14 protein-coding genes and 2 pseudogenes are annotated in these 24115 nt (G+C 58.3%); 12 read left to right on the top strand and 4 right to left on the bottom strand.

Features of this window, described 5'->3' with window-relative positions:
• Positions 1 to 421: 421 nt before the first annotated feature.
• Positions 422 to 571 (bottom strand): hypothetical protein, encoded by a 150-nt coding sequence (locus tag ACQ66M_RS12645; protein WP_430404232.1) that lies wholly within the window; start codon positions 569 to 571, stop codon positions 422 to 424.
• Between the two features lie 404 nt (positions 572 to 975).
• Between ACQ66M_RS12645 and ACQ66M_RS12640 the strand changes: the two genes are divergently transcribed.
• From ACQ66M_RS12640 to ACQ66M_RS12595, 10 genes and pseudogenes are all read left to right on the top strand, one after another.
• Positions 976 to 2187 carry a TolC family protein gene (locus tag ACQ66M_RS12640; RefSeq protein ID WP_430404230.1) on the top strand — a complete coding sequence of 404 codons (1212 nt, stop codon included), beginning with the start codon at positions 976 to 978 and terminating at the stop codon, positions 2185 to 2187.
• The gene (locus ACQ66M_RS12635; protein ID WP_430404228.1) at positions 2184 to 4040 is read left to right on the top strand and encodes an efflux RND transporter periplasmic adaptor subunit; all 1857 of its coding nucleotides are present in this window, start codon (positions 2184 to 2186) and stop codon (positions 4038 to 4040) included. The genes ACQ66M_RS12640 and ACQ66M_RS12635 overlap by 4 nt, the downstream gene beginning before the upstream one ends.
• 9 nt (positions 4041 to 4049) lie before the next feature.
• On the top strand, positions 4050 to 7274 hold the full coding sequence (locus tag ACQ66M_RS12630) for an efflux RND transporter permease subunit (RefSeq protein WP_430404226.1): 3225 nt from the start codon (positions 4050 to 4052) through the stop codon (positions 7272 to 7274).
• Positions 7271 to 7705, top strand: coding sequence for a copper-binding protein (locus ACQ66M_RS12625; protein WP_430404224.1), 435 nt, complete (start codon positions 7271 to 7273; stop codon positions 7703 to 7705). Before ACQ66M_RS12630 ends, ACQ66M_RS12625 begins: the two co-directional genes overlap by 4 nt.
• Positions 7706 to 8102: 397 nt before the next feature.
• A pseudogene (locus ACQ66M_RS12620) lies at positions 8103 to 8783 on the top strand (IS6 family transposase); the annotation flags it as partial.
• A 972-nt stretch (positions 8784 to 9755) separates the two neighbouring features.
• The gene (locus ACQ66M_RS12615) at positions 9756 to 11042 is read left to right on the top strand and encodes a TolC family protein (protein ID WP_430404222.1); all 1287 of its coding nucleotides are present in this window, start codon (positions 9756 to 9758) and stop codon (positions 11040 to 11042) included.
• Positions 11039 to 12328, top strand: coding sequence for an efflux RND transporter periplasmic adaptor subunit (locus ACQ66M_RS12610; RefSeq protein WP_430404220.1), 1290 nt, complete (start codon positions 11039 to 11041; stop codon positions 12326 to 12328). The genes ACQ66M_RS12615 and ACQ66M_RS12610 overlap by 4 nt, the downstream gene beginning before the upstream one ends.
• An 11-nt stretch (positions 12329 to 12339) precedes the next feature.
• The gene (locus ACQ66M_RS12605; protein WP_430404218.1) at positions 12340 to 15462 is read left to right on the top strand and encodes an efflux RND transporter permease subunit; all 3123 of its coding nucleotides are present in this window, start codon (positions 12340 to 12342) and stop codon (positions 15460 to 15462) included.
• A gap of 58 nt (positions 15463 to 15520) precedes the next feature.
• Positions 15521 to 17539: a heavy metal translocating P-type ATPase gene (locus tag ACQ66M_RS12600; RefSeq protein WP_430404216.1), complete on the top strand. Its 2019-nt coding sequence runs from the start codon at positions 15521 to 15523 to the stop codon at positions 17537 to 17539.
• A gap of 422 nt (positions 17540 to 17961) precedes the next feature.
• Positions 17962 to 18686, top strand: a pseudogene (locus ACQ66M_RS12595) (IS6 family transposase).
• A gap of 198 nt (positions 18687 to 18884) precedes the next feature.
• On the opposite strand, the gene ACQ66M_RS12590 reads toward ACQ66M_RS12595, so the two are convergent.
• Both ACQ66M_RS12590 and traG read right to left on the bottom strand, forming a co-directional pair.
• A complete protein-coding gene (locus tag ACQ66M_RS12590; RefSeq protein ID WP_430404214.1) occupies positions 18885 to 19256 on the bottom strand; it encodes a ribbon-helix-helix protein, CopG family in 372 nt (123 codons plus the stop codon).
• Positions 19256 to 21220, bottom strand: a complete 1965-nt coding sequence (gene traG / locus ACQ66M_RS12585; RefSeq protein WP_430404212.1) for an IncP-type conjugal transfer protein TraG — start codon at positions 21218 to 21220, stop codon at positions 19256 to 19258. Before traG ends, ACQ66M_RS12590 begins: the two co-directional genes overlap by 1 nt.
• 201 nt (positions 21221 to 21421) lie before the next feature.
• On the opposite strand from traG, the gene ACQ66M_RS12580 reads away from it, so the two are divergent.
• Together ACQ66M_RS12580 and ACQ66M_RS12575 are read left to right on the top strand one after the other, a co-directional pair.
• Positions 21422 to 21763: a type II toxin-antitoxin system RelE/ParE family toxin gene (locus tag ACQ66M_RS12580; protein ID WP_335592484.1), complete on the top strand. Its 342-nt coding sequence runs from the start codon at positions 21422 to 21424 to the stop codon at positions 21761 to 21763.
• Entirely contained in the window at positions 21760 to 22053 is a 294-nt protein-coding gene (locus ACQ66M_RS12575; protein ID WP_035542201.1) for a helix-turn-helix domain-containing protein, read from the top strand. Before ACQ66M_RS12580 ends, ACQ66M_RS12575 begins: the two co-directional genes overlap by 4 nt.
• 40 nt (positions 22054 to 22093) lie before the next feature.
• Here ACQ66M_RS12575 and ACQ66M_RS12570 read toward each other — a convergent pair whose 3' ends face one another.
• On the bottom strand, positions 22094 to 24034 hold the full coding sequence (locus ACQ66M_RS12570) for a DUF3363 domain-containing protein (RefSeq protein ID WP_430404210.1): 1941 nt from the start codon (positions 24032 to 24034) through the stop codon (positions 22094 to 22096).
• Between the last annotated feature and the right edge of the window lie 81 nt (positions 24035 to 24115).

The following is a 24115-nucleotide window of genomic DNA, read 5'->3' as shown; positions in this document are numbered from 1 at the left end:
GCCAAACAAGTGCCGACTTTATTGTCAGCGAAAGCGGACTTGAGGCGACATATCCTGGCGTTTGGGCTCAGCAAGTGACCATGTGTCCGCCTTGCCTGATCCTCAACCCAAGAGCAGCCTGTGCATTTCTCGACGGAAGGGACATCATCGCTCTTAAACTTGCACTGACGATCAGACCATGAGGGAACTCATGCTAGTCTTGTCCTTGGAAAAAACCCTTCTGGCGAATGATACCGGTCACACAGGCGGTCATCAGGCGGATGTGCATGTAATAAAACTCAGACTGAACTGATTGCGATGATTCCGGCACGCGACCTGAAAATAGAGAACCGGGCCTGTTGGCTAGCCCATATCGATCAACCGGTAAGCAGTGGGACCTGAGCTATGTCTTTTACGTTAACTCGGCGGCCGCAAGAACTGGTCAAACGATATACCCCATGGCTGTATTTATTTTTTTAATGCTTTGTGCGATAAGCTTTAATTCATGAACTTGTTCACACGCCTTTTCATATTCCTGGCTGTTGTTGCCTTTGCGGCAACTCCAATCATGGCGTGCTGCATGACTGGACATGCCCAATCCGGTGCAAAAGCAATTCAGGCCGAAGCGCCGCCTTGTCATGGCGACTTGGCAGCTGAAGCTGCCGAACAAATGTCTGGTGATACTCCGGCAGACTGCCCCGGCTTCGCTGATTGTGAATCGACGATGCTAGCTGTTGTAACAGCTGATCAGGTCACAGTGCTGTCGTCGGCTGACAATCTTCGGCTATTGCCCGTCGAGGTCAATCATTGGACCGGACATGAAGCACCCCGCGTCCTGCGTACAACGGGGCCGCCTCGTGCCTCGCCCGGATTGCTCAGCACGCCTATTTCTATGAAGCAACGCCTCCTGGTCTGATCCAGACGTCTAAGTGCGCGCGCTATCCAAGCGGATCGCGCGTCATGTGACGTCCGTTTCCAGAACACAGGAAATTCCCCATGTTTCGTTCTCTTCTGCTCCTGGCCTTTGCCGGGATTTCCCCCGCGATAATCGCGGCAGCGCATGCCCAGAGTTTTTCTGATCTGGAATATGTGCTGCGCGACCATCCGAGCTTGCAAGCCATGGCGTATCAGGCCGAAGCGAGCGACGAACGCGCAAGTGCCGCCACCGCACTGCCAGATCCGATTATTTCAGTTGGGATCAATAACTTTCCCATATTTGACCCCTCTTTCAGTGATTTTCTACCGACCAACAAATCTGTCGGTATCCAGCAAAAGTTTCCAAGCCTTGCAGGCCGAAATGCCCGTGCAGGTGAAGCCTTCGCCCGCGCCAATGAAACACGCGAAATGCGCGCCCAGCGCTACGCGGCTCTGCGCGGCGAACTGATCGCATTGTTGTACGACAAAGAGCGCGCCAGCGTTCAGCGGAGTCTCGCAGAAGCGCGCCGGGCAAAATATGACCAACTCACCCAGGTCGCAGAATCAGAAATTGATGCAGGCCGCCCCGCCCTGTTTCGGCTGGCGGAAATTGAAGGGGAGCGCGCTGAGGTCGATAGAACACTGGTAGAATTGGACGGACAGGTCGCACAGATCGATGCACGCCTGATTGATCTACTGGGAGCGGTGCCCGACACACCGCCGCCGCCTCTCGCGCCCGCCGACTGGTCCGGGGATGCTATGGCGTTCCATGCGGCCCGCGTGGCTGACGCGGGCGTCGCTGTGCGCGATCACGGTATTGATGAAGCAAAAGCCGCATGGAAACCGGAATGGGGGGCCCAACTGACCTATCAACAGCGCGAGACGGGCGCGAATTTTTCCGGCGATGATTGGGTGTCAGGCATGGTCAGCGTGACGGTTCCGTTCTGGGCAAGCAAAAATCAAGAACCGCGTTTGCGAGCAGCAAAAGCCGAACGCGCCGCTGCCCGCGCCAACTATTCAGCAGCTGCGAGAACGGCCTCTGCACAGTACTCAACGTATCGCTCCATGCGCCTGACGGCTGAGCAAAGCGTGGTTATTTTGTCCCAAAAGATTGGCGCAATCGAGGATGAAATCACGTCTCAGAATACCATTTACGAGTCCGGTGTCGGCGACTATTCGCCGATGATCGATGGAGAAATCGCTATCCTCAAACTCCGTTCAGACATTGCTGGCGAACAAGCCCGTATCGCGGCAGCAACAGCGCGCATGAATGCGCTTTTGGCAACAAAATGAAACAGACATTTTTCTTCACCGCCTCAGCACTGGGTTTGCTACTCGTAGCGTGTGATGGCAAGACGCCAGCACCAAACGCGACAGCGTCCAGCGCAGAAGCCGCAAGTGCCTCTGAAACAGCGCAATATACCTGCCCGATGCACCCGCACTACATCTCGACTGATGCTGATGGCTCTTGCCCCATTTGCGGTATGGACCTTGTTCCCGCGAGCCCTGCTGACGGAACCAAGAGCGGGGCAACGGGTCAAATCCTCTATTATAAACACCCCATGGGCAAAGCCGATACATCCCCGATACCCAAAAAAGACTCGATGGGCATGGATTACATTGCGGTTTATGCCGACCAGTCGAGAACTGATGGTTCAATCGTCGTCGACCCAGAAATGATTCAGACGATGGGCGTTCGTATCGCACCCGTGGAGGTCGCCAATTTTGGGCGGTCCCTGAGAGCGTTTGGCACGGTCGAAACGAATGAGCGACTTGAAAATGTCGCAGTATCGCGCATCGAAGGCTGGATCGAAGACCTGCGTGTACGTGCTGAAGGCGATACGGTCCGACCCGGCGCTCTGCTTTATCGCGTCTACAGCCCCGACCTGATTGCGGCCCAGAAGGATTACCTCAATTCTCTCCAGATTGGGAATGATAACCGGATCTCATCCGTCAAGCAGCGGCTACGGTCGCTCGGCATGCAGACGACCACCATCAACCGCCTGACCGAAACCCGAAAAGTGATTGAACGCGTCCCTGTCTATGCTGAGGCAGGAGGGATTGTCGCGTCGCTTCAGGTGCGAGAAGGCGACTTCATCAAACCCGGAACACCCATTCTGCGCCTCCAGTCCTATTCTGGAGTCTGGATCATCGCCAGCGTACCCGAACAGGATCTCGCACTGGTCGATACAGGCATGCCCGTCCGCCTCAGCTTTCCAAGCGCGCCTGGCGCGCCCGCTGAAGGCCGGATCAATTATATCTATCCCGAGATTGATCCAAAAACTCGCACGGGCGAGGTTCGGATCGAAGTTGATAATGCCGCTGGCTATCTACGCCCCGGCGCCTATGCCAACATTTCTATGGACCTTGGCAGCGAACCAAGGCTGTCGGTGCCAACCGAGGCGATCTTGCGCGATAGTCGCGGTTCACATGTCATCCTCGCGTTCGGCGAGGGCCGCTTTGCGGGTCGAACTGTAGAAACCGGCCTCAATGCTAAAGGCCGAACGGAGATTCTTGCAGGCCTCGCATCTGGGGAGCAGGTCGTCGCCAGCGGGCAGTTCATGCTCGATAGCGAAGTCAATCTTCGCGAGGGGTTGTCCAAACTACAAGCACCAATAGCGATGATGACCGGGCCAGACACACCGCTCGCCGAGCTGCCCGTCGATGCCACAACCCTTACCGAGATCGACCATTTCACGGACATGGCGCTGTATTTCCATGAGGCGCTGAGGGACGATTACAAAATCGATCCCTATTATGTCGATCCGGCAATCGGTCTCAGCGAGACGCTAAAGATCCGATATGCCAATACAAAACTTGTCCCTATTCTGACAGACGCCGAAGCAGCCCTCAGGGCAGCAAAGAGCGCGGTCGAAGGCGACGCGCTCGCGGTCGAACTTTCACGTCTGATGACCGCACTCAAGCCTTGGCTCATCGACGGCACTCCTATCCACTACCGCGATTCTGGACTTACACTGTACAAAGAAGCAGGCACCGAACGCCTCTGGCTTCAGGAAGGCGGAGAGCCAAGCAATCCTTATGGCGACAGTCCCGCAGAGATAGTCGATTGGCCCAACCCCATGGCAGACATGGATTCAGGCCGCTCAGAACGCGCCCCCGCCGATCCTCGCGCTGGAAATCGGTAGGACACAATAATGTCAGACAATACTCCAAACGATCTTGGCGGACGCGATCCTTCAAAATCTGCAATCGCGAAACTGATCTCCTGGTCAATCTCAAACCAGCTCATCGTCCTCGTCCTCTGCGCGGCGCTTGCCGTTGCAGGATGGATGGCCGTCGAACGTACGCCGCTCGATGCGGTGCCCGATCTCACCGACACGCAAGTTATCATCCGGACTGACTTTCCGGGGCAAAGCCCTCAAATCGTCGAAGACCTCGTGACGTATCCTCTTTCCACCAATCTGCTGGGTTTGCCAAAGACAAAGGATGTGCGCGGGTCCTCCATGTTCGGCACCAGCTTCGTCTATGTCATCTTCGAAGATGACGTGGATCTTTACTGGGCCCGCTCCCGCGTCCTTGAGGCCTTGTCGCGGCTTGGCACCAGTTTGCCAGATGGCGCGGTTCCACAACTTGGCCCTGATGCCACAGGTGTTGGCTGGGTCTATCAGTATGCCCTTGTCGACAAGACTGGTGGCACGGATCTGGCAGAGCTGCGGTCACTTCAAGACTGGTTCCTTAAACTAGAACTCTCCGGCGTCGAGGGCGTGTCGGAAGTCGCCTCGGTTGGCGGGTTCGTGCGCGAGTATCAGGTAATGGTCGATCCCAACCTGCTGCGATCCTATGACATTCCGTTGCGCCGAGTATCTGAAGCAGTGAAGGCGGCCTCAAGCGAGGTCGGCGGACGCACATTGGAACAGGGCGAAAGCGAGTTCGTGATCCGCTCATCGGGCTATGTTGACGAAAAGCCAGACCTCGAGCAGGTCGTGCTTTATGCCTCAGATGGCACACCAGTCCTTCTCTCCGCCGTTGCGCGCATTATTGAAGGCCCTGCCCTTCGCCGCGGCGTCGTTGAGCTCAATGGTGAAGGTGAGACGGTCGCGGGCATCGTTATCATGCGGGACGGCGAAAATGCACTGACCGTGATTGACCGCGTGAAAGAAAAACTTGCAGAACTCCAGCGCGGCCTGCCTGAAGGTGTCGAGATCGTCACTGTCTATGACCGCGCACCCCTGATCGAAGGCGCGGTCGATTACCTGAAGGAAAAGCTGTTTGAAGAAGGTATCGCGGTCGCACTCGTGATCCTGATCTTCCTACTTCATGTCCGCTCGTCACTGGTCGCCATCATCACCCTGCCGCTTGGCGTCCTCGGGGCATTCCTGATAATGTCGTTCCAGGGTGTCACCGCAAACATAATGAGCCTTGGCGGGATTGCCATTGCAATCGGCGCCATGGTGGACGCCTCCATCGTCCTTGTCGAAAACGCCAGTCGGAAACTCGCCGACCTGGGCGATAAACCTACCTCAGCAGACCGAAGGGCTACCTTGATTGCATCGGCCCAAGAGGTCGGTCCCGGCATCTTCTTTTCACTGCTCATTATCACCGTGTCTTTCCTGCCAGTGTTCGCGCTCACAGGTGAAAGCTACCGGCTGTTCAGCCCGCTCGCATTTACGAAAACATACGCGATGGCATTCGCGGCGATCCTGTCCGTGACACTCGTCCCTGTTCTTATGCTCTATCTCATGCGCGGGAAGTTTCGTCCTGAATCAGCCAACCCGTTGAACCGTTTCTTCATCTGGATCTACAAGCCTGTCTTGCATGCGGCGCTTCAGTTCAAATGGATCACGATTGCGATTGCGCTTCTTCTGACAGCGAGTGTCATCATCCCCGCGCAGCGCCTCGGCTCGGAATTCATGCCGGCGCTGTATGAGGGCGAGTTGCTCTACATGCCGACCACGCTTCCCGGTGTCTCCTCCACCAAAATGCGGGAAATACTTGGTCAAACAAACCGTGTGATAATGACCGTGCCTGAAATCGAGCGCGTCTTCGGAAAGGCAGGCCGCGCCGATACCGCCACCGACCCGGCTCCTCTGACCATGATCGAAACGTGGATCAAGCTGAAACCGAAATCAGAATGGCGCCCCGGTGTCACGGTCGATGACATTACTACGGAGCTCGACGCAAAGCTGCAAATGCCGGGTCTCGTCAATTCCTGGGGCTATCCGATCAAAATTCGTATGGACATGGTCTCAACTGGTGTGCGAACGCCCATCGGCATCAAAGTCACCGGCGATGACCTCATCGAGATCGAGCGGATAGCGCGAGACATCGAAGCAGTCGTCTCAGATGTTCCAGGCACCCGCTCCGCCTTTGCAGACCGCGTCCTAGGTGGCAAATATCTGGAAATCACCCCGGACCGGGCAGAGCTAGCCCGCCGCAATATCGACATGGGCGTATTCCAAACTGTGGTGCAAACCGCGCTGGGCGGGATGCGATTAGCGCAATCGGTCGAGGGCCGTGAACGCTACAATATCATCCTGCGCTATGACCGTCCGTTCCGGGAGAGCCCGGATGATCTGGAAAACATTCTCGTTCCGACCCCCACAGGAGCTCACATCCCGCTTGGCAACCTGGCCTCAATTGCCTTCACCGAAGGGCCTCCCATGATTCGCTCGGAGAATGCGCGTCTGACTGGATGGGTGTTCGTTGATATCGCAGGCCGGGATATGGGCGGATATGTCAGCGAGGCACGTCAGGCAGTGACAGATGCCATGACCTTACCGCCGGGCTACGCTATTGAGTTTGCTGGCCAGTATGAACAGATGGAGGAAGCGGCAGCACGCCTTCAGATTGCTATCCCAGCAGCGATCGCCCTCATCTTCTTGCTTCTCATGCTGCATTTTGGACGGCTCGACCGCACCGCCATCATCATGCTGTCGCTGCCGTTCGGGCTGGTCGGCGGACTATGGGCGGTCTGGCTCGCTGGCTACAATTTGTCTGTGGCAGTAGCGGTGGGGTTCATTGCGCTTGGCGGTATCGCTGTAGAAACAGCTGTCATCATGCTGCTCTATATCGATGCCCAAGTGAGAGAAGAGCAACCACAAAACCGCGCAGAGCTGTTTGAGTCCATCAGTCATGGTGCGGCAATGCGCGTTCGTCCCAAGTTGATGACGGTGCTCACCATTCTGGTTGGCCTGACGCCTGTCTTCCTGACCGACGGCCTCGGCGCAGATGTGATGCGCCGCATTGCCCTGCCCATGCTCGGGGGCATGGTCTCAACTCTATTGCTGACCCTGATCGTCATCCCCGCGATCTATTACATCTGGGTTGGCCGTTCCTTTTCCGCGCGCGGCGGATCTAAATCGGAAGACACGCGCAAATTACTTCAACCAAGCAACCCTCCAGGAGAACCGACATCATGAAGACAATAAAACTTTTGACTGGTAGCCTATTCACTCTGTCCCTCGCAGCCTGCGGCAATGCCGAGGGGACTGCGCCAGCCGGATCTGAGAAAAATGAAGTGCAAATGGAGATGTCTAACGGCGAGACAATGGATCATTCCGGCCATGACATGTCGGACGAAGGGATCGGCCATGGCGTCGGCATTATCAAATCGCTGGGAACCGAAGGCGACTTCCTGACAATCGAGCATGGCCCCATCGAGGGCATGGGCATGAACGCCATGACGATGGGCTTCGACACTATGGGCGGCGTCGACCTGTCCGCCTTCGCGGAAGGCGACACGGTTGCATTCATGGTCAAAAAGGGCCGTGACAATTCCTATCGGATCACCAGCATCTGTAACACTGCTTCTGATGGCGCTGATTGCCTTAATAACATAATGGACCATTAGGGCAGAGTAAGGGCAGGCGTTCCTCGCGTGTACTCAGATGGGCGCTCTCTGACGCGTGCGAACTAGTCGTCACTTGTCGCGGACCAGGAGGTACTACGCGAGGAGCAGCATTGCGCATTCTATTGAAGCGGTCCCTTCCACTGATATTGCTCTGGTGCCTTAAGTGATTGTACACTGACGAATGGATCGCGACAGAATTCTGCTAACATTGCATTTTCTGGAACCATGACATGGCTCGCTCTCGCTGTCGAAACGGCAATTGCGATTTCTCGGCCCGATTATTCAGGTGTCGCCTGGTTTCCGGGCGCCCCTCAGTCAGTGTTGTCAAGAGAACAGGGCTTGAGGTGACCCATCAGATGTATAGCCTTAGGAAATGGCCAAGAACCCGTTCCGCTAATTTCAAACCTCGCCCGAAAGCATCCAGCTAGGCGTGCTGATGTACGTCAGATTTCCGCTGTCTCTGCGCAATGTCGAGGACCTTCTCCACGAACGCGGGATCGATATCTGTCACGAAAGTGTCCGCTTCTGGGTGGATCGGTTCGGGACTTACTTCGCTCACAAGATCAGGAAGCAGCGGTCCGACGCGATGCGCTGGAGCCCGCAATGGCAGTGGCACCTGGACGAAGTCTTCGTAAATATCCGTGGGAAGACTCACTACTTATGTCGCGCTGTCGATCACGAAGGTGAAGTACTGGAATCCTATGTCACGAAAAAGTGGGATAAGGGTGCTGCGTTGAAATTCCTCAAGAAAGTAATGACGCGCTATAGCAGCCCGCATGTTGTCGTCACAGATAGATGCCCGTCGTATCGAGTAGCCATGAAGGTGATTGGAAGCGAAGGTTGCTAGGAAGCTGGGCGTCATCTAAACAATCGCGCCGAGGATTCACACCTGTCCTTCCGAAGACGAGAGCGGGCGATGTCTCGATTTCGGCGGATGCAAAGTTTACAGAAATTCGTTTCAGTCCATTCGTCAGTGCACAATCACTTCAACTTCGAAAGGCACATCAAATCCCGAAATCGGTTCAAACAAAAGCGAGATGCCGCGCTTCGCGAGTGGCGCGACCTTGTCGTCGCCTAGCACCTGCTCGTTCGCAATTAGTGGAGACGGGTTTGCATTAGCCTGATGAGGTGGACGGCCCCTCCCACCGGCATCGCAATGTGCCATGTTGGTGCTGTCATCGGACCAACAGGAAGAGGAGCCGCCCGGGTTCCCGGCAACGGCATGACAACGATAAATCTGAGTTGTTCCGCTATGGGTACTGCCGCGCGACCATCAGCCGACGGCAGCAAAGTGTAGTTAGTAGATTGATTATGTGATTCGAGCTGCGTGAAAACTATAATGTATTGAAAATATTCGATAAATCATAATCTCCTTATGATGGCTATGCTCTTTCTCCCATTAATGGAGGGTCGATTCGGTCAGGTTCAAAGAGGCGCTGGGGAGGCACTGAGGGTCGGTGAGAGCCGTTTCGTGACCACTGGCTAGCGGTTCGAATACTCCGCTCTCCTTTCGCGCTTTAACGCCTGCCAGACCGGCAAGCAACCACCAGCCATGTTGAGTTAAAGGCCGAACCATCGTGACATTACTTAGTGATTTTTTGAAGATTGCCTGTTAAAGGCGTTTTTATGCGTTTGTTCCACCTCTTGCTCAATATCAGACTTTGGCTCGTGACTTGTGTGTTTGCGACCATGCTGATTGGTCCGGCATCGTCTGATTTACACGCCTTGGATCCCGAAGCCATTACCTGTCAGGCTTTAGATGACCAAGGCGTCGAAAAGAACACAGTACGCATGAAAGACGGACAGTCGAGCCCGGATCATGATCATCATGTAGATGCATGCGGGAGTTGTCATTTCCATCTGGCCGGGTCCTTTCAGACCAGCTCCGTATCTCGCATAATTCCTGACGCTTCCGTGTGGCCAGGCATAAACGCGTCGGCGCCTCGCGCCGGTCCCTTCGGCCTCTACCGCCCTCCCCGTGTCTGATCTGACGCCATAGCCACGGCCCTGCCGTCGGCATATTTCAGGTCATCACGAGGAAATTAACACAATGAATACATTGAAGCAGGGTGCATGTTGTGCCCTGATCGCAGCTGTCCTTGCGGGCACTGCGGTCGCGGCTCCGTGCAGCCGACCAATGGTCGCTGTCTCCGCAATCGAGGCAGGTGCCCCCTTAACATTGGACGCCGTACTGGCAGAAGTCCGCAATGCTTCCCCGGAAGTGCGCAAGGCCGCACTGGAAACACGCGCTCGCCTGGCGGACGCAGATCAGGCCGGTCGCTGGCTCAATCCGTCGATTGGATTGGAACTAGAAAACTTCTCGGGCTCCGGGCCACTCGCTGGCTTTGATCAAACCGAGACAACATTCTCGATTGCCCAGACATTCCAGCTGGGCGGCAAGCGAACAAAACGTCAGCGCGCTGCGCGTGCCAGTGCCGCGCTCGCCACGGCAGAATGCAACGCCATCCTGCGCGAAACAGAATTGGAGGCGGTGACGCTCTTCTATGAACTGGACGCGGCCGCCCAGCTCGTCCGTCTCGCCGATCAATCGGCCGAACTGGCGGACACGCTCAGCGAAACCGTAGGCAAACGCGTGGATGCAGGCGCGGCCGCACCACCGGAACTTTCCCGGGCGAAAGCCGATGCTGCCGCGTTGCGCGCAGTGGCCGCACAGACACGCGGCGACATGGAAGCCCTTCGCTACGATCTCAGCGCATTGTGGGGAAGCGCCGATCCGGTCTTCGAGGCCCCGGTTCCGCCAATGACGGCGCCCGTCCACGCCGGCCCTGCCAACCTGGGTCAACACCCTGCCATCAAAGTGGCCGACGCGGGCATCGTCGCCCGGCAGGCGGAGCAGGATCTGGCACGCGCGCAAGGGATTCCTGATCTCACGCTCAGTGCGGGCATGCGCCAATTTGAGCAAACGGGCGATACCGCCTTCCTACTGGGCGTCAGCGTCCCTGTCCCATTGTTTGACCGCAACCGGGACGCAACCCGCGCCGCTGGTTACAGGGTCGATGCCCGGCGCTCCGACCGGGTGGCTGTGGAGGCACGATTGCTTGCCAGCCAACGGGCATCTGTCTCTCAGGTCCGCGCGGCCCAGGAACGCCTGGCCCTCCTTGAGAACGATGCCCTGCCCTCTGCCAGATCGGCCTATGAGGCATCCGTCCAGGGTTATGCTGCGGGCAAGTTCGATCTCACTTCGACCCTCGATGCCCGCAAGGGCCTGATCGAAGCCGGCGTGGCCGTGATCGATGCCGCCCGCGCCCTGAACACAGAAAACATGCGCCTGCGAAGCCTGATTGGCGCCGCCCCGTTTAATGGAGACATCCAATGAAACAGACCCTGATCCTGACAACAGCCCTATTGAGCATGACAGCTTTGCTGTCTGCCTGTGGGGAGACTTCAGCAACCGAAAGCAAAGCCAGCGCCGCAGCTTTGGCCGCCGATGACGCACACGGACACACGCCCTACGAGGCATTCTCTGGCACTGACAAGGAGAAGGAGCTTGAGGGAAACGATACTCACGACGAACACGGCGAAGACGACGGCGATGTCGTCAATCTGACCGAAGCAGAAGCACGCGAAGCGGGCATTGAACTCAGTGAGGCGAAAATGGCCGAAATGGGGCAATCGCTGAGCCTTCCAGCGGAAATACGTTTTGACGCTGACAGGGTCGCGAATGTCTCACCAAAGGTCAGCGGCGTTGTCGCAAAGCTCTACGCTAGCGAAGGCGATAGCGTGAAGCGAGGCGAGACTCTGGCGCTGATCTCCAGCCGCGATCTCGCCGGCCTGAAAGCGACCTGGCAGAAGGGTGAAACCAGAAAAGCCCTTGCCGCTCAGGCCCTCGCGCGCGAAGAACAGCTCTGGGCCGACAAGATCACGTCCGAAGCCGATGTCCAGGCAGCCCGTGCTGAATTTGAAGCCGCAAAAGCCGTAAGTGATGCAGCCGAAAATGAGCTACACGCAGCAGGTGTCAGTCACGAGGCCCTGGAAAAAGTCGCTACGGCCCGGGATGGTGACAATGCCAATTCCTACCTGACTGCGCCGATCGCCGGAAGGATTGTCCGGCGCGCTGTCACTCTTGGCCAGACGGTTGCTGCGGGAGACGCGGGCGCCGACACGCTCTTCACGATCGCGGATGACAGCGTGGTTTGGGCAGACATCGCCGTCTACAAACAGGACATTGGTCGTATACGTATTGGCGCACCTGTCGCGCTCAAGACCGACTCAGGAGATGTCCTGGCGTTATCGACTGTCGCTTTCGTGCTTCCCGTCATCAATGAAACCTCTCGCACCGCGACGGCACGAGTGATTGTGGAGAATGCCGATGGCAGTCTGACGCCCGGCCAGTTTGTGACGGCTGATCTCAGCGTTGGCAATGCAAGCCCCGTGGTGCGAGTCCCGCAAACAGCCGTCCAGATTGTCGAAGACAAACCGTCAATATTCGTTCCCGTTGAAGGCGGTTTCGCACCCAGGCCAGTGATGATCGGTGCAACGGCCGGCGGCTTTGTCGAAATTCGTTCGGGCCTGGCGGTCGGCGAGACCTTTGTCTCGCAAGGGGGCTTCACCCTCAAGGCCCAGCTTGAAAAAGACGCCTTTGGCGACGGACACGGACATTAGGACCAACAGACATGATCAATTTTATGCACCGTATCGCCGGGGGCCGCCTCCTGGCAGCCATTGCGGCACTCGCCATGACGCTCGGCGGCCTGTTCGCCTTCCGGGCCTTGCCCGTCGATGCCTTTCCGGACGTCACCCCCTCACTGGTCCAGGTCTTTACCGAAACCGAAGGCCTCGCACCGGAGGAGGTCGAACGCTACGTCACCTATCCAATAGAAACGGCCATGTCCGGCCTCCCGAAACTCAAGAGCATGCGATCGGTTTCGAATTTCGGCCTGTCCGTGGTCAACATATACTTCGAAGACGGCACGGACGTCTATTTCGCGCGCCAGGTCGTTGGCGAACGTCTCGCAGAGGCGCGTGGCAACATTCCGGATGGCTTTGGCGACCCTCAAATGGGCCCGATCTCGACGGGCCTTGGTATCATTCTCTATTTCAGACTGGATGATTCCAGCGGGACGCGGGACCTTGTCGAAATGCGTGAGATCCAGGACTGGATCATCAAGTACCAGCTGCAAACCGTTCCGGGCGTAACTGAAGTGCTCTCGCTTGGCGGCTTCGAAAAGCAATATCAGGTCCGTCTCGATCCTGATGCATTGCTCGCCTATGATATCCAGATTGGCGACGTGATTAGCGCCCTGGAGCGTGGCAACAAGACTGAAGGCGCGCAATTCCTCGAAATCGGCGCTGAGCAGTATACCGTGCGCGGCGTCGGACTGGCCCGCTCGGTTGATGACCTCGCTGAAGTCGTTGTCAACGTTGAGGACGGACGCCCTGTTCGCGTGCGTGACCTCGGCGAAATCGTTATCGGCGGCGGCGTGCGCCAGGGACTGGCAACAGCGAATGGCCAGGGCGAAGTCGTGGCAGGCCTCGTGCTGAAGCTCTACGGCACCAACACGTCTGACGTGATTGCCCGCGTACAGAAGCGATTTGAAGAAATCAACGCAAGCCTGCCCGAAGGCGTGACGGCGGTTCCCTATTATGACCAGGGTACGCTCGTGAACAAGGCTTCTGCAACGGTGACGACCGCGCTCTGGCAGGGCGGTCTGCTTGTGGCGCTAGTTGTCTTCGTTTTTCTGGGCGGGTGGCGACCAAGCCTTGTCGTTGTTCTCTCGATCCCTTTCTCGGTCGGCTTTGCTTTTATCGCCATGTACCTCCTCGGCATCAGCGCCAATCTGATGTCGCTGGGCGGTGTCGCGATTGCCATCGGCATGATGGTCGATGGTGCAATCGTCATCGCGGAAAACGTCGACCGCAGTCTCCGCGAAAGCGCCGCCTCGGAAGATCAGCGGAGCGTCGTTGCGCGGTCAACTGCCGAGGTCATCGCCCCCCTGATTGCCGCCGTTGCGGTTGTCATCGTTGTCTTCCTGCCGCTGTTTTCACTGCAGGGCGTTGAGGGCAAGACGTTCCGCCCGCTCGCCGCATCGGCTGCACTTGCGATGACGGGTTCGCTTTTTTACGCAGCGCTGATTGCGCCGTCCCTTGCAAATGGTCTGATGCGTCGCGGAAAGGCAAAGAACGAAGAAAAGCCTGACCTTATCGCCCGCTATGTCAGCTCACTTGCAGGCTTTTTTGTAAGGCAACGCATGGCAGCCATAGCGATGGCTGCGGTGCTTCTTTTGGCAGGTGGGCTCGCCGGCTCGCGGCTTGGGTCGGAATTTACACCCTCGCTCGAAGAAGGTGACATTCTCTTGCGGGTCACGATGGCCCCATCGATCTCGTTGACAGAAGCCACCGCAACGACAACGCGGGTCGAAAAGCGGCTGCTGGATGGGTTTCCCGAGATCAAGTCGATCGTCACGCGTATCGGGCGCGGCGAAGTCGGTGCGCACGCGGACCCGACCAATAGCGCGGAAGCCTTCGTCGAACTGCAACCGCGCGATCAGTGGCGCGAAGGGATGTCTCCCGAGGACTTGCGTACGGCCATCTCGGAAAACCTGGAATCGGTGCCAGGTATCGTTGCAAGCATCGGGCAGCCGATTGCCATGGCCGTGGATGAGCTCATCACCGGAACACGTGCTGAGCTGGCGGTAAAGATCTTCGGGCCAGACTCGGAAATCCTTCTCGACAGGTCGCAGGTGCTCCAGACACTCCTGCAGCAAGTTGACGGCGCTGCTGAAGTCCAGGCCGACCAGATCACCGGCGCACCGCAACTCGTGGTGACGGTGGATCGGGCCGCCCTTGGCCGTTACGGTCTCGACGTTGAAGACGCACTGGATGCGCTTCGCGCCTCCGTCGGCGGCGCCGAAGCCGGTGCCTTGTTCGAAGGTGTTCGCCAGTTCCCAATCGTCGTGCGCCTGCATGAAGAAAACCGGGATACGCCCGAAGCGATCAGCCGTATCGTGCTGGAATCACCATCGGGCGCACGCGTGCCTCTCGAAACTGTCGCCAGAATCGAGACGATCATCGGACCGCGCCAGATCACACGCGAGAATGGAGAACGCTTTATTACGGTCCAGTCGAACGTGAGGGGGCGTGATATTGGTTCCTTTGTCGAGGAAGCGCAGGCGCTGACGGATGCCCAATTAGAGTTGCCTCCCGGTTACCGCCTTGTCTGGGGCGGCCAGTTCGAACTTCAGCAACAGGCGAACGCCCGTTTTGCCGTGGTCATCCCGATCACGCTCGGTATCGTACTCTTGATCCTGTTGATAACGTTCGGCCGGTTGAAGTCGTCGGTCCTCATCCTGCTGAATATCCCGCTGGCCCTGACGGGGGGCGCACTGGCGCTCTGGGTAACCGGGCTTCCGGTCTCCGTTCCCGCCACAGTCGGGTTCATCGCCTTGTTCGGTATCGCCCTTGGAAACGGCATGGTGCTCGTCAGTTTCATGGATGATTTTGCGCGGGCTGGACGAAATCTCGACGATCTCGCCATCGAGGCGGCGGGGCTACGGGCGCGACCTGTCCTGATGACGGCGATGACGACAGCGCTCGGCCTTGCCCCCCTGCTCTTCGCGACAGGCGTCGGGGCCGAAGTGCAAAGACCGCTAGCAACTGTCGTGACGGGTGGGCTGGTCTCGTCGACCCTGCTCACCCTACTTGTGATGCCTGCGCTGCATCGCTGGTTCGCTCCGAAACCGGAAAGCCATCACTCGCTTCTGGAGTCCGAACACGTCCATCCTGCCGTGACGGTGTGAGCCCCCAGGCCGTGGGCGGTTATGCCGCCCACGGCGCAATGCCAGATAGGAGACCCAATTGACCTCGCCAAGCAAAAATGATCACGACCGCAAGGAAACCAGCCATGTCCACGCGCATGGTGGCTGGCTGAACCAACTGCTTGGAGACCGGGCAGAACTGGTCTTTGCGCTCATGTCCGGCACGTGTCTGCTTGTGGGCTGGCTTGGGCCGAAACTCGGTTTCATGTCGGAGAACGCTGGCTTTCTACTTTTGCTCGCCGCCTATGGCTTTGGAGGCTATTTTGCTCTGCGCGAAGCGTTCGGCAGCATTCTCAAAGGCAAGTTTGAGATTGATTTTCTGATGCTGGTCGCAGCCACGGGTGCGGCCATACTGGGCGAATGGGCCGAAGGCGCATTTCTGCTCTTTCTGTTTGCAATCGGCCATGCGCTTGAAAGTTACGCGATGGCGAGGGCACGCAATGCGATCTCAGCACTGGCAGACCTGACACCAGAAACAGCTCTCGTTCGAAGGGGCGCGCAAACCGAAACCGTGTTCATTGACGACCTGGTCGTCGGTGACATTGTTGTCGTGCGCTCCAATGAACGCGTGCCAGCCGATGGTTTTGTGACTGCCGGTACCAGCACCGTCAATCAGGCACCGATCACAGGTGAAAGCGCACCTGTAGACAAGCAGCCTGTCGATGACACCGAGACGGCTGCAGCAAATACGGACAATATAAAATCGGAGAATCGCGTTTTTGCCGGGTCGATCAATGGATCAGGCAGCCTGGATATCCAGGTCACAAGATTGTCGGGGGAAACGGCGCTTGCCCGTGTTGTCGCAATGGTCAGTGAGGCGGAAACCCGGCAGTCTCCAACGCAAAACTTTACGAAACAATTCGAGCGGATCTTCGTACCATTGGTCATCCTGCTGGCCCTTGTCACATCTCTCGGCTTCCTGGTTCTGGATGAGGCACCGTCGGACAGCTTTTATCGCGCCATGGCCGTTCTGGTAGCGGCCAGTCCGTGCGCGCTGGCGATCGCGACCCCAAGCGCTATCCTGTCTGGAGTCGCCCGTGCGGCCCGCGGAGGCGTGCTCATCAAGGGCGGCGCGCCGCTCGAAGCCCTTGGACGCGTCGATGCCATTGCATTCGACAAGACCGGGACACTCACCGAGGGCGAGCCCCATCTTGTTGATATCGCACCCTATGGCGACGCGACCGAAGCGGAATTACTGACGGTGAGCGCTGCGGTCGAAGCGCTCAGCGATCATCCCCTCGCCCAGGCCGTTGTGCGCGATGCCAGGACACGCCTGGACACCGTCATCGGCGCGGCGACTGATTTCTCCAGTGTCACCGGGCGTGGCGTTTCGGCAAAGTTTGAGGGCAAGACCGTTCATATCGGAAAGTCCGCTTTGTTTGATGAGGTTGATGGACCGTCGGTACCATCTGACCTGGCTTCCTGTGTCACCGAAATGGCGGCACAAGGCCGCACGACCATGATTGTAAGGCAGGGCGATCGTTATCTCGGCGCAATCGGCCTGATGGATACTCCGCGCGAGTCCGCCAAAACCGTGATCGCCAGACTGCGTAATATCGGCGTGACCCGCATGATGATGATTTCTGGCGACAATCAGAATGTCGCCGACGCCGTTGCAAGAAGTGTCGGCCTTGACGAGGCCTTTGGCGATCTGATGCCAGATGACAAAGTGACCAGGATCAAGGCTCTCAAAGCCGAGGGCGGTGTGGCCATGGTCGGGGACGGCGTAAACGATGCGCCCGCGATGGCCAATGCGACTGTCGGCATTGCAATGGGCGCTGCCGGATCGGATGTCGCGCTCGAAACGGCCGATATTGCTTTGATGGCTGATGATCTGGAAACACTGCCTTTCGCGGTGGGCCTTAGCCGTGCAACGCGCCGGATCATCTTGCAGAATCTCTGGGCAAGTCTTGGCGTCGTGGCGTTTCTGGTGCCAGCCACGTTACTTGGTCTCGGTATCGGCCCAGCCGTTATTGCGCATGAAGGATCAACCCTGATCGTTGTCCTCAATGCACTTCGACTTCTTGCATTCAAAGAGCGAAAGGAAACAGAGGCATGACCGGAGTTCGCAGGAAACAGTTTATCGCGTCGGCGTCACAATGGCGAACGACGCTCCTTTTGCTCGCGACATGGTTCGGCCTTGGTGCCGGAATCAGTGGGTGTGCGACAATTGCTGACAGCATCAGACCTCTGACAGTTTCTGAGCGCGCGGCAATACGTAGCGCTTGTGGTTACTGCCCGCCATCGCGAAATCGCGCTGATGGCGCGGGCAGAAAGTCCCGCTACCTTGCCTGCAAGCAATCCGTTCTGAAACGCGAGAGCGGCCCTACAACGACGCTCCCAGTTGTGGACTAGCAGATCTGTCGACATCGTCCAGGCTGATGTACCCTACTTCCTGCGTCCGCTGAGGACAGTGACCAGTTGGGTATTGTCAAGGGAACCGGGCGCGAGGCGACCTATCGAGGCGTTTAGCCTAAAGAAATGAACAAGAACCCGTTTCGCTATTTTAAAACCTCGCCTGAGATCATCCAGCTAGGCGTGATGATGTATGCCAGATTCCCACTCTCGCTTCGCAACGTAGAGGACCTGCTCCACGAGCGCGGCGTTGATATCTGTCATGAAAGCGTTCGCCTCTGGGTCGACCGCTTCAGGTCTTACTTCTCGCACAAGGTCCCGAAACGGCGGTCCGAAGCCATGCGGCGGAGTCCGCAATGGCCGTGGCACCTGGACGAGGTCTTCGTCAGCCGAAGGCAGGCGCAGCCAATATCCGAGGCGAGAAACATTGCCTGTGGCGGGCCGTCGCTCACGAGGGCGAAGTACTGGAATCCTATGTCACGAAGAAACGGGACAAAGCTGCCGCGCTGAAATTCCTCAAGAAAGCAATGAAGAGATGTGGCAACCCACATGTCGTCGTGACAGACAGATGCCCTTCTTATTGGGCGGCTATGAAAGTGATTGGGAACGAGGGCCGCCAGGAGACTGGCCGCCATCTCAATAACCGGGCCGAGAATTCCCACCTGCCCTTTCGACGAAGAGAGCGAGCAATGTCGCGATTTCGTCGCATGGGAAGTCTGCAGAAGTTCGTCTCCATTCATTCGTCAGTGCACAATCACTTCAACTTCGAAAGGCATATCAACTCCCGAATTCGATTCAAGCAGAAACGCGACGCCGCCCTTCGCGAGTGGCGCGACCTTCTCGTCGCCTAGCACCTGCTGGTCCGCGAATATAGGAGACGGGGTCGCATTCGTCTGACAGGACCTGACCGAGGCGAAGAAGCCGTTAAAGTCGAGAGAGAGGCTTTCAAGGGTCTTCGGCCTTCGCCTTAAATCGGTCGACAAGCCAACACACTTGCCGGGCCCCTTTCATCCGGTCATGTCACCGCGTCCTGCCTGATCTCGTGGGCGTCATCCAGGCCGGATCTTCCGCGCCACCTGTTCAATAAAGTAATCAAACCGGCGCTGACCGAGCGCATGCGCTGCATCTCGTTCCCCTTCAGGTATCGGTTCGGTTCGAGTCAGCCAGTAGAAGATATAATGCTGTAGTGTTTCTAGCCCGATTGCGACATCGCGTTCGATGTCGGCCTGTCTCAGTTCCATCCGGTCCAGCCGCCGTATGACACGCGAGTCCAGCGGCTCTATTTCCTCGGTGTCGAAATAGCGTTGTAGTGCGGTCTCGATGATGGCGGTCATTGTGACGCCATGCCCGCGCGCCTCGCGCTCAAGCTGGCGCAGCATAGCGGACGTCACACGGATGTTCAGGCGGTGCGGTTTTTTCATCAGAACCCGGGAAGCGTTTTATCGTCGGCGACATCAAGCGTAGCGGCGCGCCGAACGGTCTCCAGAGCGTCATCCAGTTCCGGCTGCGCGCCTTCATCAGGCTTAATCCCGATCTCCGGCTCAGGTTCGGGCGGAGCCGTCTTGTCCGGAAGTCCCAGATCCACCGACCGCTCCCGCCCGCCACTCTCCTGCCCGGTCACTGTCATCGCCCCTGCTGGACAGATCTGAGCTGCCCCGGGCTCCTGCCAGTGGATCAGCTGACTGATTGGCTCGATCGCACTGGGTGCGGGCGCCAGGACGCGGGGTATAAAGTTCCGGTCCTCATAGTAGCGAAGCTTGTCTGCCATAACGGGCGGCACACCTGCCACCATGACCACTTCCCTTTCTGGCGGCATCTGCATCACCTCGCCCGGCGTCATCAACTGGCGAGCGGTTTCCTGGCGTGACACCATCATGTGACTGAGCCAGGGCGACAGCCGGTGTCCGGTATAGTTCTTCTGGGAGCGCAACTCAGTCTTCGTCCCCAGCGATTCTGATATCCGTTTGGCCGTCCGCTCGTCATTGGTCGCGAAGGCAACGCGGACATGACAATTGTCGAGAATGGCGTTGTTGGGCCCATAGGCCTTTTCGATCTGATTGAGGGATTGTCCGATCAGGAAGGCCCGGATGCCATAACCCGCGAGAAAGGCGAGCGCCGTCTCGAAGAAATCGAGCCGCCCGAGCGCCGGGAACTCATCCAGCATCAGAAGCACCTTGCGGCGGCCGGGATCCGGCAGGCTCTCTGTGAGCCTTCGCCCGACCTGGTTCAGGATCAGTCGCATCAGGGGTCGTGTCCGGGAAATGTCGGACGGTGGTACGACAAGATAGAGTGATATCGGGCGCCGCGCCTCGACCAGATCCATCACGCCCCAGTCGCTGGTTGATGTCAGGTCTGCAATAATGGGATCGCTGAACACTTCGAGCAGAGTCAGTACCGTCGACAAAACGCCCGAGCGCTCATTTTCCGATTTGCTCATCATCGCTCGCGCGCCCCTGGCCACATAAGGATGAGTGCGCGATTTTCCGTTCGCCGCAACGAGATGCTGTGTCGTCTTCATCATCTGAATGGTCTGCGTGATCGTCCGATCCGGATGAGCAAGGAACTCCGCGCAGCCCGCGAGCGACTTGTCCTCCTCGGCATAGAGCACGTGCAGCATCACCGCGACGAGCAGCGCGTAGCCCGTCTTGTCCCAATGGTCGCGGCTTTCATGACTGCCAACCGGATCCACCAGAATGTCGGCAATGTTCTGGACATCCCGCACCTCGGACCTGCCCTTGCGCACTTCCATCAGCGGATTGTAGCGCGGCGACATTTCATCGGTCGGATCGAACCGGATACAGGGACCGAGCTGCGCGCGCCAGCCCGATGTCAACTGCCAGTTCTCTCCCTTGATGTCATGAATGACTGCGCTGCCTGTCCATGACAGCAGCGTGGGCACAACAAGACCTACGCCCTTGCCCGAACGTGTTGGCGCAAAGGCCAGGACATGTTCCGGGCCGTTATGGCGCAGGTACTGTCCTTCAAACTGCCCGAGAAACACCCCGTCCCCGCCAAGCAGTTCAGCCTCCACCATATCCTGCTTCTCCGCCCAGCGGGCAGAGCCATAGGTTGTTACCCCCCGTTCCCAGCGTGATCGCCACACCGAGCCGATCACCGCTGCAACAATGCCGAACAGGCCGCCGCTCGCGGCGATCGCACCGCCTTTGGCAAATACCGCCGGTGCATAGGCTTCATAGGCATACCACCACTGGAACAGGCGCCAGGGTCTGTAGACCGGCCAGCCTTCCAACTGGAACCAGGGTCGCCCGAGCCCCCGCTGATAGCCAAGCTCATGCGCTGTCCATTGCGTCGCCCCCCACATGGTCAACACGATGATTGTAAGGACGATCAGGAACTGGCCAATCAGTATTCTGGAAGGTGACATGAGCGAGGACTTCCACGTGGGACAAACACGGCCAGTGTTTCGCCTTGAGGCTGTCGCAACAAGTGTGAATGGCGGCAAACGGCTGCAACGGTCGGACGCGCGTTCTCAACCGGGCACAAAAGCGTTACCAACCGGATCAGATCAGAATTCGGACTGCGTCATTGACATATGCGTCAATGACGTATATATGGAGTACCAAAAATGGCGCATCAAACGGTGATTGAAACACCCGAGTTCATAAAGCGCGCGAATGCTGTTGGTATGTCAGATGACGACCGGATGGATGTCATCGACCAGCTGGCCGAGAATCCCGAGGCTGGCATCTCGCTCGGAGGCGGTCTGCGAAAGGTCCGCATTGCAAGACGCGGTAGTGGGAAGAGCGGCGGCTATCGTGTGCTCCATTTCTACCGCGCCCCGGACATGCCGCTGTTCCTGCTGACTGTGTTTGCCAAGAACGAGCAGGCAAATATCTCCCGGTCTGAAAAGGCCGATCTCATTAAACTCTGCGATCTGATCGCGGAAACCTATGGAGCCAGAAAATGAGCGACGCCTACAAGAGCATCAAGCAAGGCCTTGAAGACGCTCTCGCCCACGCCAAGGGCAAGGATGTGGGAGCGCGCGTCCATCAGGTTGAGGTCCCGGAGCCGGATGTGGTCGCGATCCGCGCCCGCGCCGGACTCTCACAAGCGGAGTTTGCCCGGAGTATTGGTGTAGCGGTCGGAACCTTACGCGGCTGGGAGCAAGGACGGCGCAGGCCAGACGGTCCGGCAAGGGTATTGCTGGCCCTGATTGAGAGGCGGCCTCGCATTGTTCAGGATGAATTACAAAGCTGACCTAAGCCGACCACCAGACGTTCAACAGGCGACCTTTCACTCATCTCGATATACCGCGTGCCTTTCCGGGCTGGAATGTCCATCCCGTTCCCTTCGACTTTTGCTCCAGTATAAGGCTCTCCCCACGATAGCGTTCCAGATCATGTCGCCATGGCACCAGGGCAAATGTCTTTTGGTTTCCAACCAAGGCCATGCGCCCCTGGGCAAGATCCACCGTCCGTTCAAATTTTCCTTCAAAGGAATGACCCTCGCCAGCCGTCATCTGTGCGCGCCCCGAGCGTCCAGCTTCGCGCGCCCCTGCCCTGCCCATTTCCTCTGATTTCAACTGGGCCCGCGCTGCGTTTGAAAGCGCCTGCGCATCCGGCCCAAGCAAACCTTCCTCCTGAAGGAACGCAAGGCGCGCTCGTCGGGCGGTCAGGACACGTTCAGATAGCTCCATGTCCTCAGCGGCTCCGACACCATCAAGCCAGGTCAGCGCCCGTGCGTTCACCTGTTTTTCCAGCGCCATCCATGAGCGCACCCGCACCGACACGTCTCCTTTGCTAGCCTCGAACGCAGCGGCCCGCGCGAGATAGTCATGCGGAATCTCCCAGATCCCATCCGCTCGCCGGTCTGCAATGCCTGACCGGCGAAGCGGCTCCAGCCGTCGTTTGTGTGCCAGCCGGTAAGCTGAAGAGGATACCGGATCTGCCGCCAGATGCAGCGCGTCAGAATAAAGTCCGCCCGACCGCGCCGCGATGCCTGCAATCACATGATCTGCTTTGCGCGCCTCAGCCCTTCTGGCGCCGACCTCAACAACCGCGCCTTTCGGTGGCATCTCACCCGGACCCAGATTGCGTGCAGGCACATACCAGGCCGCCCCCTTCATATCCTCGACGATCAGAAAGCGCGTATCGCGCAATTCATCGACAGGACCTTGCGAAAGCACCACGCCGGGAAATGGCGCTCGATCTGCACCTCGCTCCTCCAGAAACCGGCCCCCGGTCGAGGCGTGCTCAGGCGCGAGGCCTGCGGACACTGACCGGATAATGTCACCGCGGCGCCCCATGGCCTGCAGGGCCTTCTCCCAACCATGCCGCAGACGCCATGTCGCCTGCCCCGTGTTCTCAGCCAGATGGAGGCCTTCAAGATGTCTCAGCCTTTGCCGGTGCAACGCCTGCCGGAACCGGTCAGCTGATCCGCTCGCGCCCACGACCGCTACCTCTCCGGCCTGCACCAGCGCTGAGAGTTCCCGGTCCAGTCCCGTAAACCGGTCCTGACCGACCTCACGGCGCGCCGCATTTGCGATGTCCATGTCGCGGCGGGGCCCAAGCCTCTCGGTCACAACCTGCTGCGCCCGTCCGCGAAGCCCCTTCATGAGATAGTCCGGCGCGATGACGAGATCTGCGCCGTCTGCACCGCGTCCGCGCACGATGACATGACTGTGGGGATGGCCGGTATTGTGGTGATCGACAGCCACCCAGTCGAGCGGTGTGCCGACATCCTTCTCCATCCGTTTCATCAGCTGTCGCGTCGTCGCCTTGAGGTCTCCAAGCGCCGTGCCATCCTCTGGCGACACAATGAACCGGAACTGATGGCGATCCTCGCTGCTGCGCTCCAGAAACGCCTTGCCATCGGCGCGTTCACCGTCCCGGTCATAGAGCTGGCCTTGCCTGCCGTCCCGGTCGACACCGTCGCGCTGGACATAGCGGACATGCGCGCCAAAGGCCTGCCGGCCACCTGCGCGCCCTGCCCGTGCTATATGCACTTTCACGGTGACCCGTCGCATGTGCCGCGCCGCAAATCCGCGAGGTGTCAGCGCAGCAGACGGCAGCGCCCCATTTCCGCGTCCGATATGCCTCCCCCGAAATCCGGTCGGACCGGCACGCGCATTCAGCCGGGCCGCGACCTTTCGTATGGCCGCGGATCCCCGCCTGATATTACCAGTGCCGATATCGCGCAGGCGGCCCAGCCTGGGCGTGAAGTCATCCTGCCCGCTCATGGACCGGCTCTTCCGGCGTATGACAGAAAAACGCGCATGAATTCAGCAGCATGACGAGATTCTGTCTGTATCGATTGCCTG

The sequence above is a fragment of the Hyphomonas sp. genome (assembly GCF_965284475.1).
In the GTDB taxonomy this organism is placed as follows: domain Bacteria; phylum Pseudomonadota; class Alphaproteobacteria; order Caulobacterales; family Hyphomonadaceae; genus Hyphomonas.
The sequence above is the reverse complement of the archived record's forward strand: the minus strand, read 5'-3'. Positions and strand labels throughout refer to the sequence as shown.

What these genes read in the sequence shown, in the direction of transcription:
- ACQ66M_RS12645 (WP_430404232.1), bottom strand. Translation starts at nt 571, where the DNA reads ATGTCCAGTCATGCAGCACGCCATGATTGGAGTTGCCGCAAAGGCAAC.
- ACQ66M_RS12640 (WP_430404230.1), top strand. Translation starts at nt 976, where the DNA reads ATGTTTCGTTCTCTTCTGCTCCTGGCCTTTGCCGGGATTTCCCCCGCG.
- ACQ66M_RS12635 (WP_430404228.1), top strand. Translation starts at nt 2,184, where the DNA reads ATGAAACAGACATTTTTCTTCACCGCCTCAGCACTGGGTTTGCTACTC.
- ACQ66M_RS12630 (WP_430404226.1), top strand. Translation starts at nt 4,050, where the DNA reads ATGTCAGACAATACTCCAAACGATCTTGGCGGACGCGATCCTTCAAAA.
- ACQ66M_RS12625 (WP_430404224.1), top strand. Translation starts at nt 7,271, where the DNA reads ATGAAGACAATAAAACTTTTGACTGGTAGCCTATTCACTCTGTCCCTC.
- ACQ66M_RS12615 (WP_430404222.1), top strand. Translation starts at nt 9,756, where the DNA reads ATGAATACATTGAAGCAGGGTGCATGTTGTGCCCTGATCGCAGCTGTC.
- ACQ66M_RS12610 (WP_430404220.1), top strand. Translation starts at nt 11,039, where the DNA reads ATGAAACAGACCCTGATCCTGACAACAGCCCTATTGAGCATGACAGCT.
- ACQ66M_RS12605 (WP_430404218.1), top strand. Translation starts at nt 12,340, where the DNA reads ATGATCAATTTTATGCACCGTATCGCCGGGGGCCGCCTCCTGGCAGCC.
- ACQ66M_RS12590 (WP_430404214.1), bottom strand. Translation starts at nt 19,256, where the DNA reads ATGAAAAAACCGCACCGCCTGAACATCCGTGTGACGTCCGCTATGCTG.
- traG (WP_430404212.1), bottom strand. Translation starts at nt 21,220, where the DNA reads ATGTCACCTTCCAGAATACTGATTGGCCAGTTCCTGATCGTCCTTACA.
- ACQ66M_RS12580 (WP_335592484.1), top strand. Translation starts at nt 21,422, where the DNA reads ATGGCGCATCAAACGGTGATTGAAACACCCGAGTTCATAAAGCGCGCG.
- ACQ66M_RS12575 (WP_035542201.1), top strand. Translation starts at nt 21,760, where the DNA reads ATGAGCGACGCCTACAAGAGCATCAAGCAAGGCCTTGAAGACGCTCTC.
- ACQ66M_RS12570 (WP_430404210.1), bottom strand. Translation starts at nt 24,034, where the DNA reads ATGAGCGGGCAGGATGACTTCACGCCCAGGCTGGGCCGCCTGCGCGAT.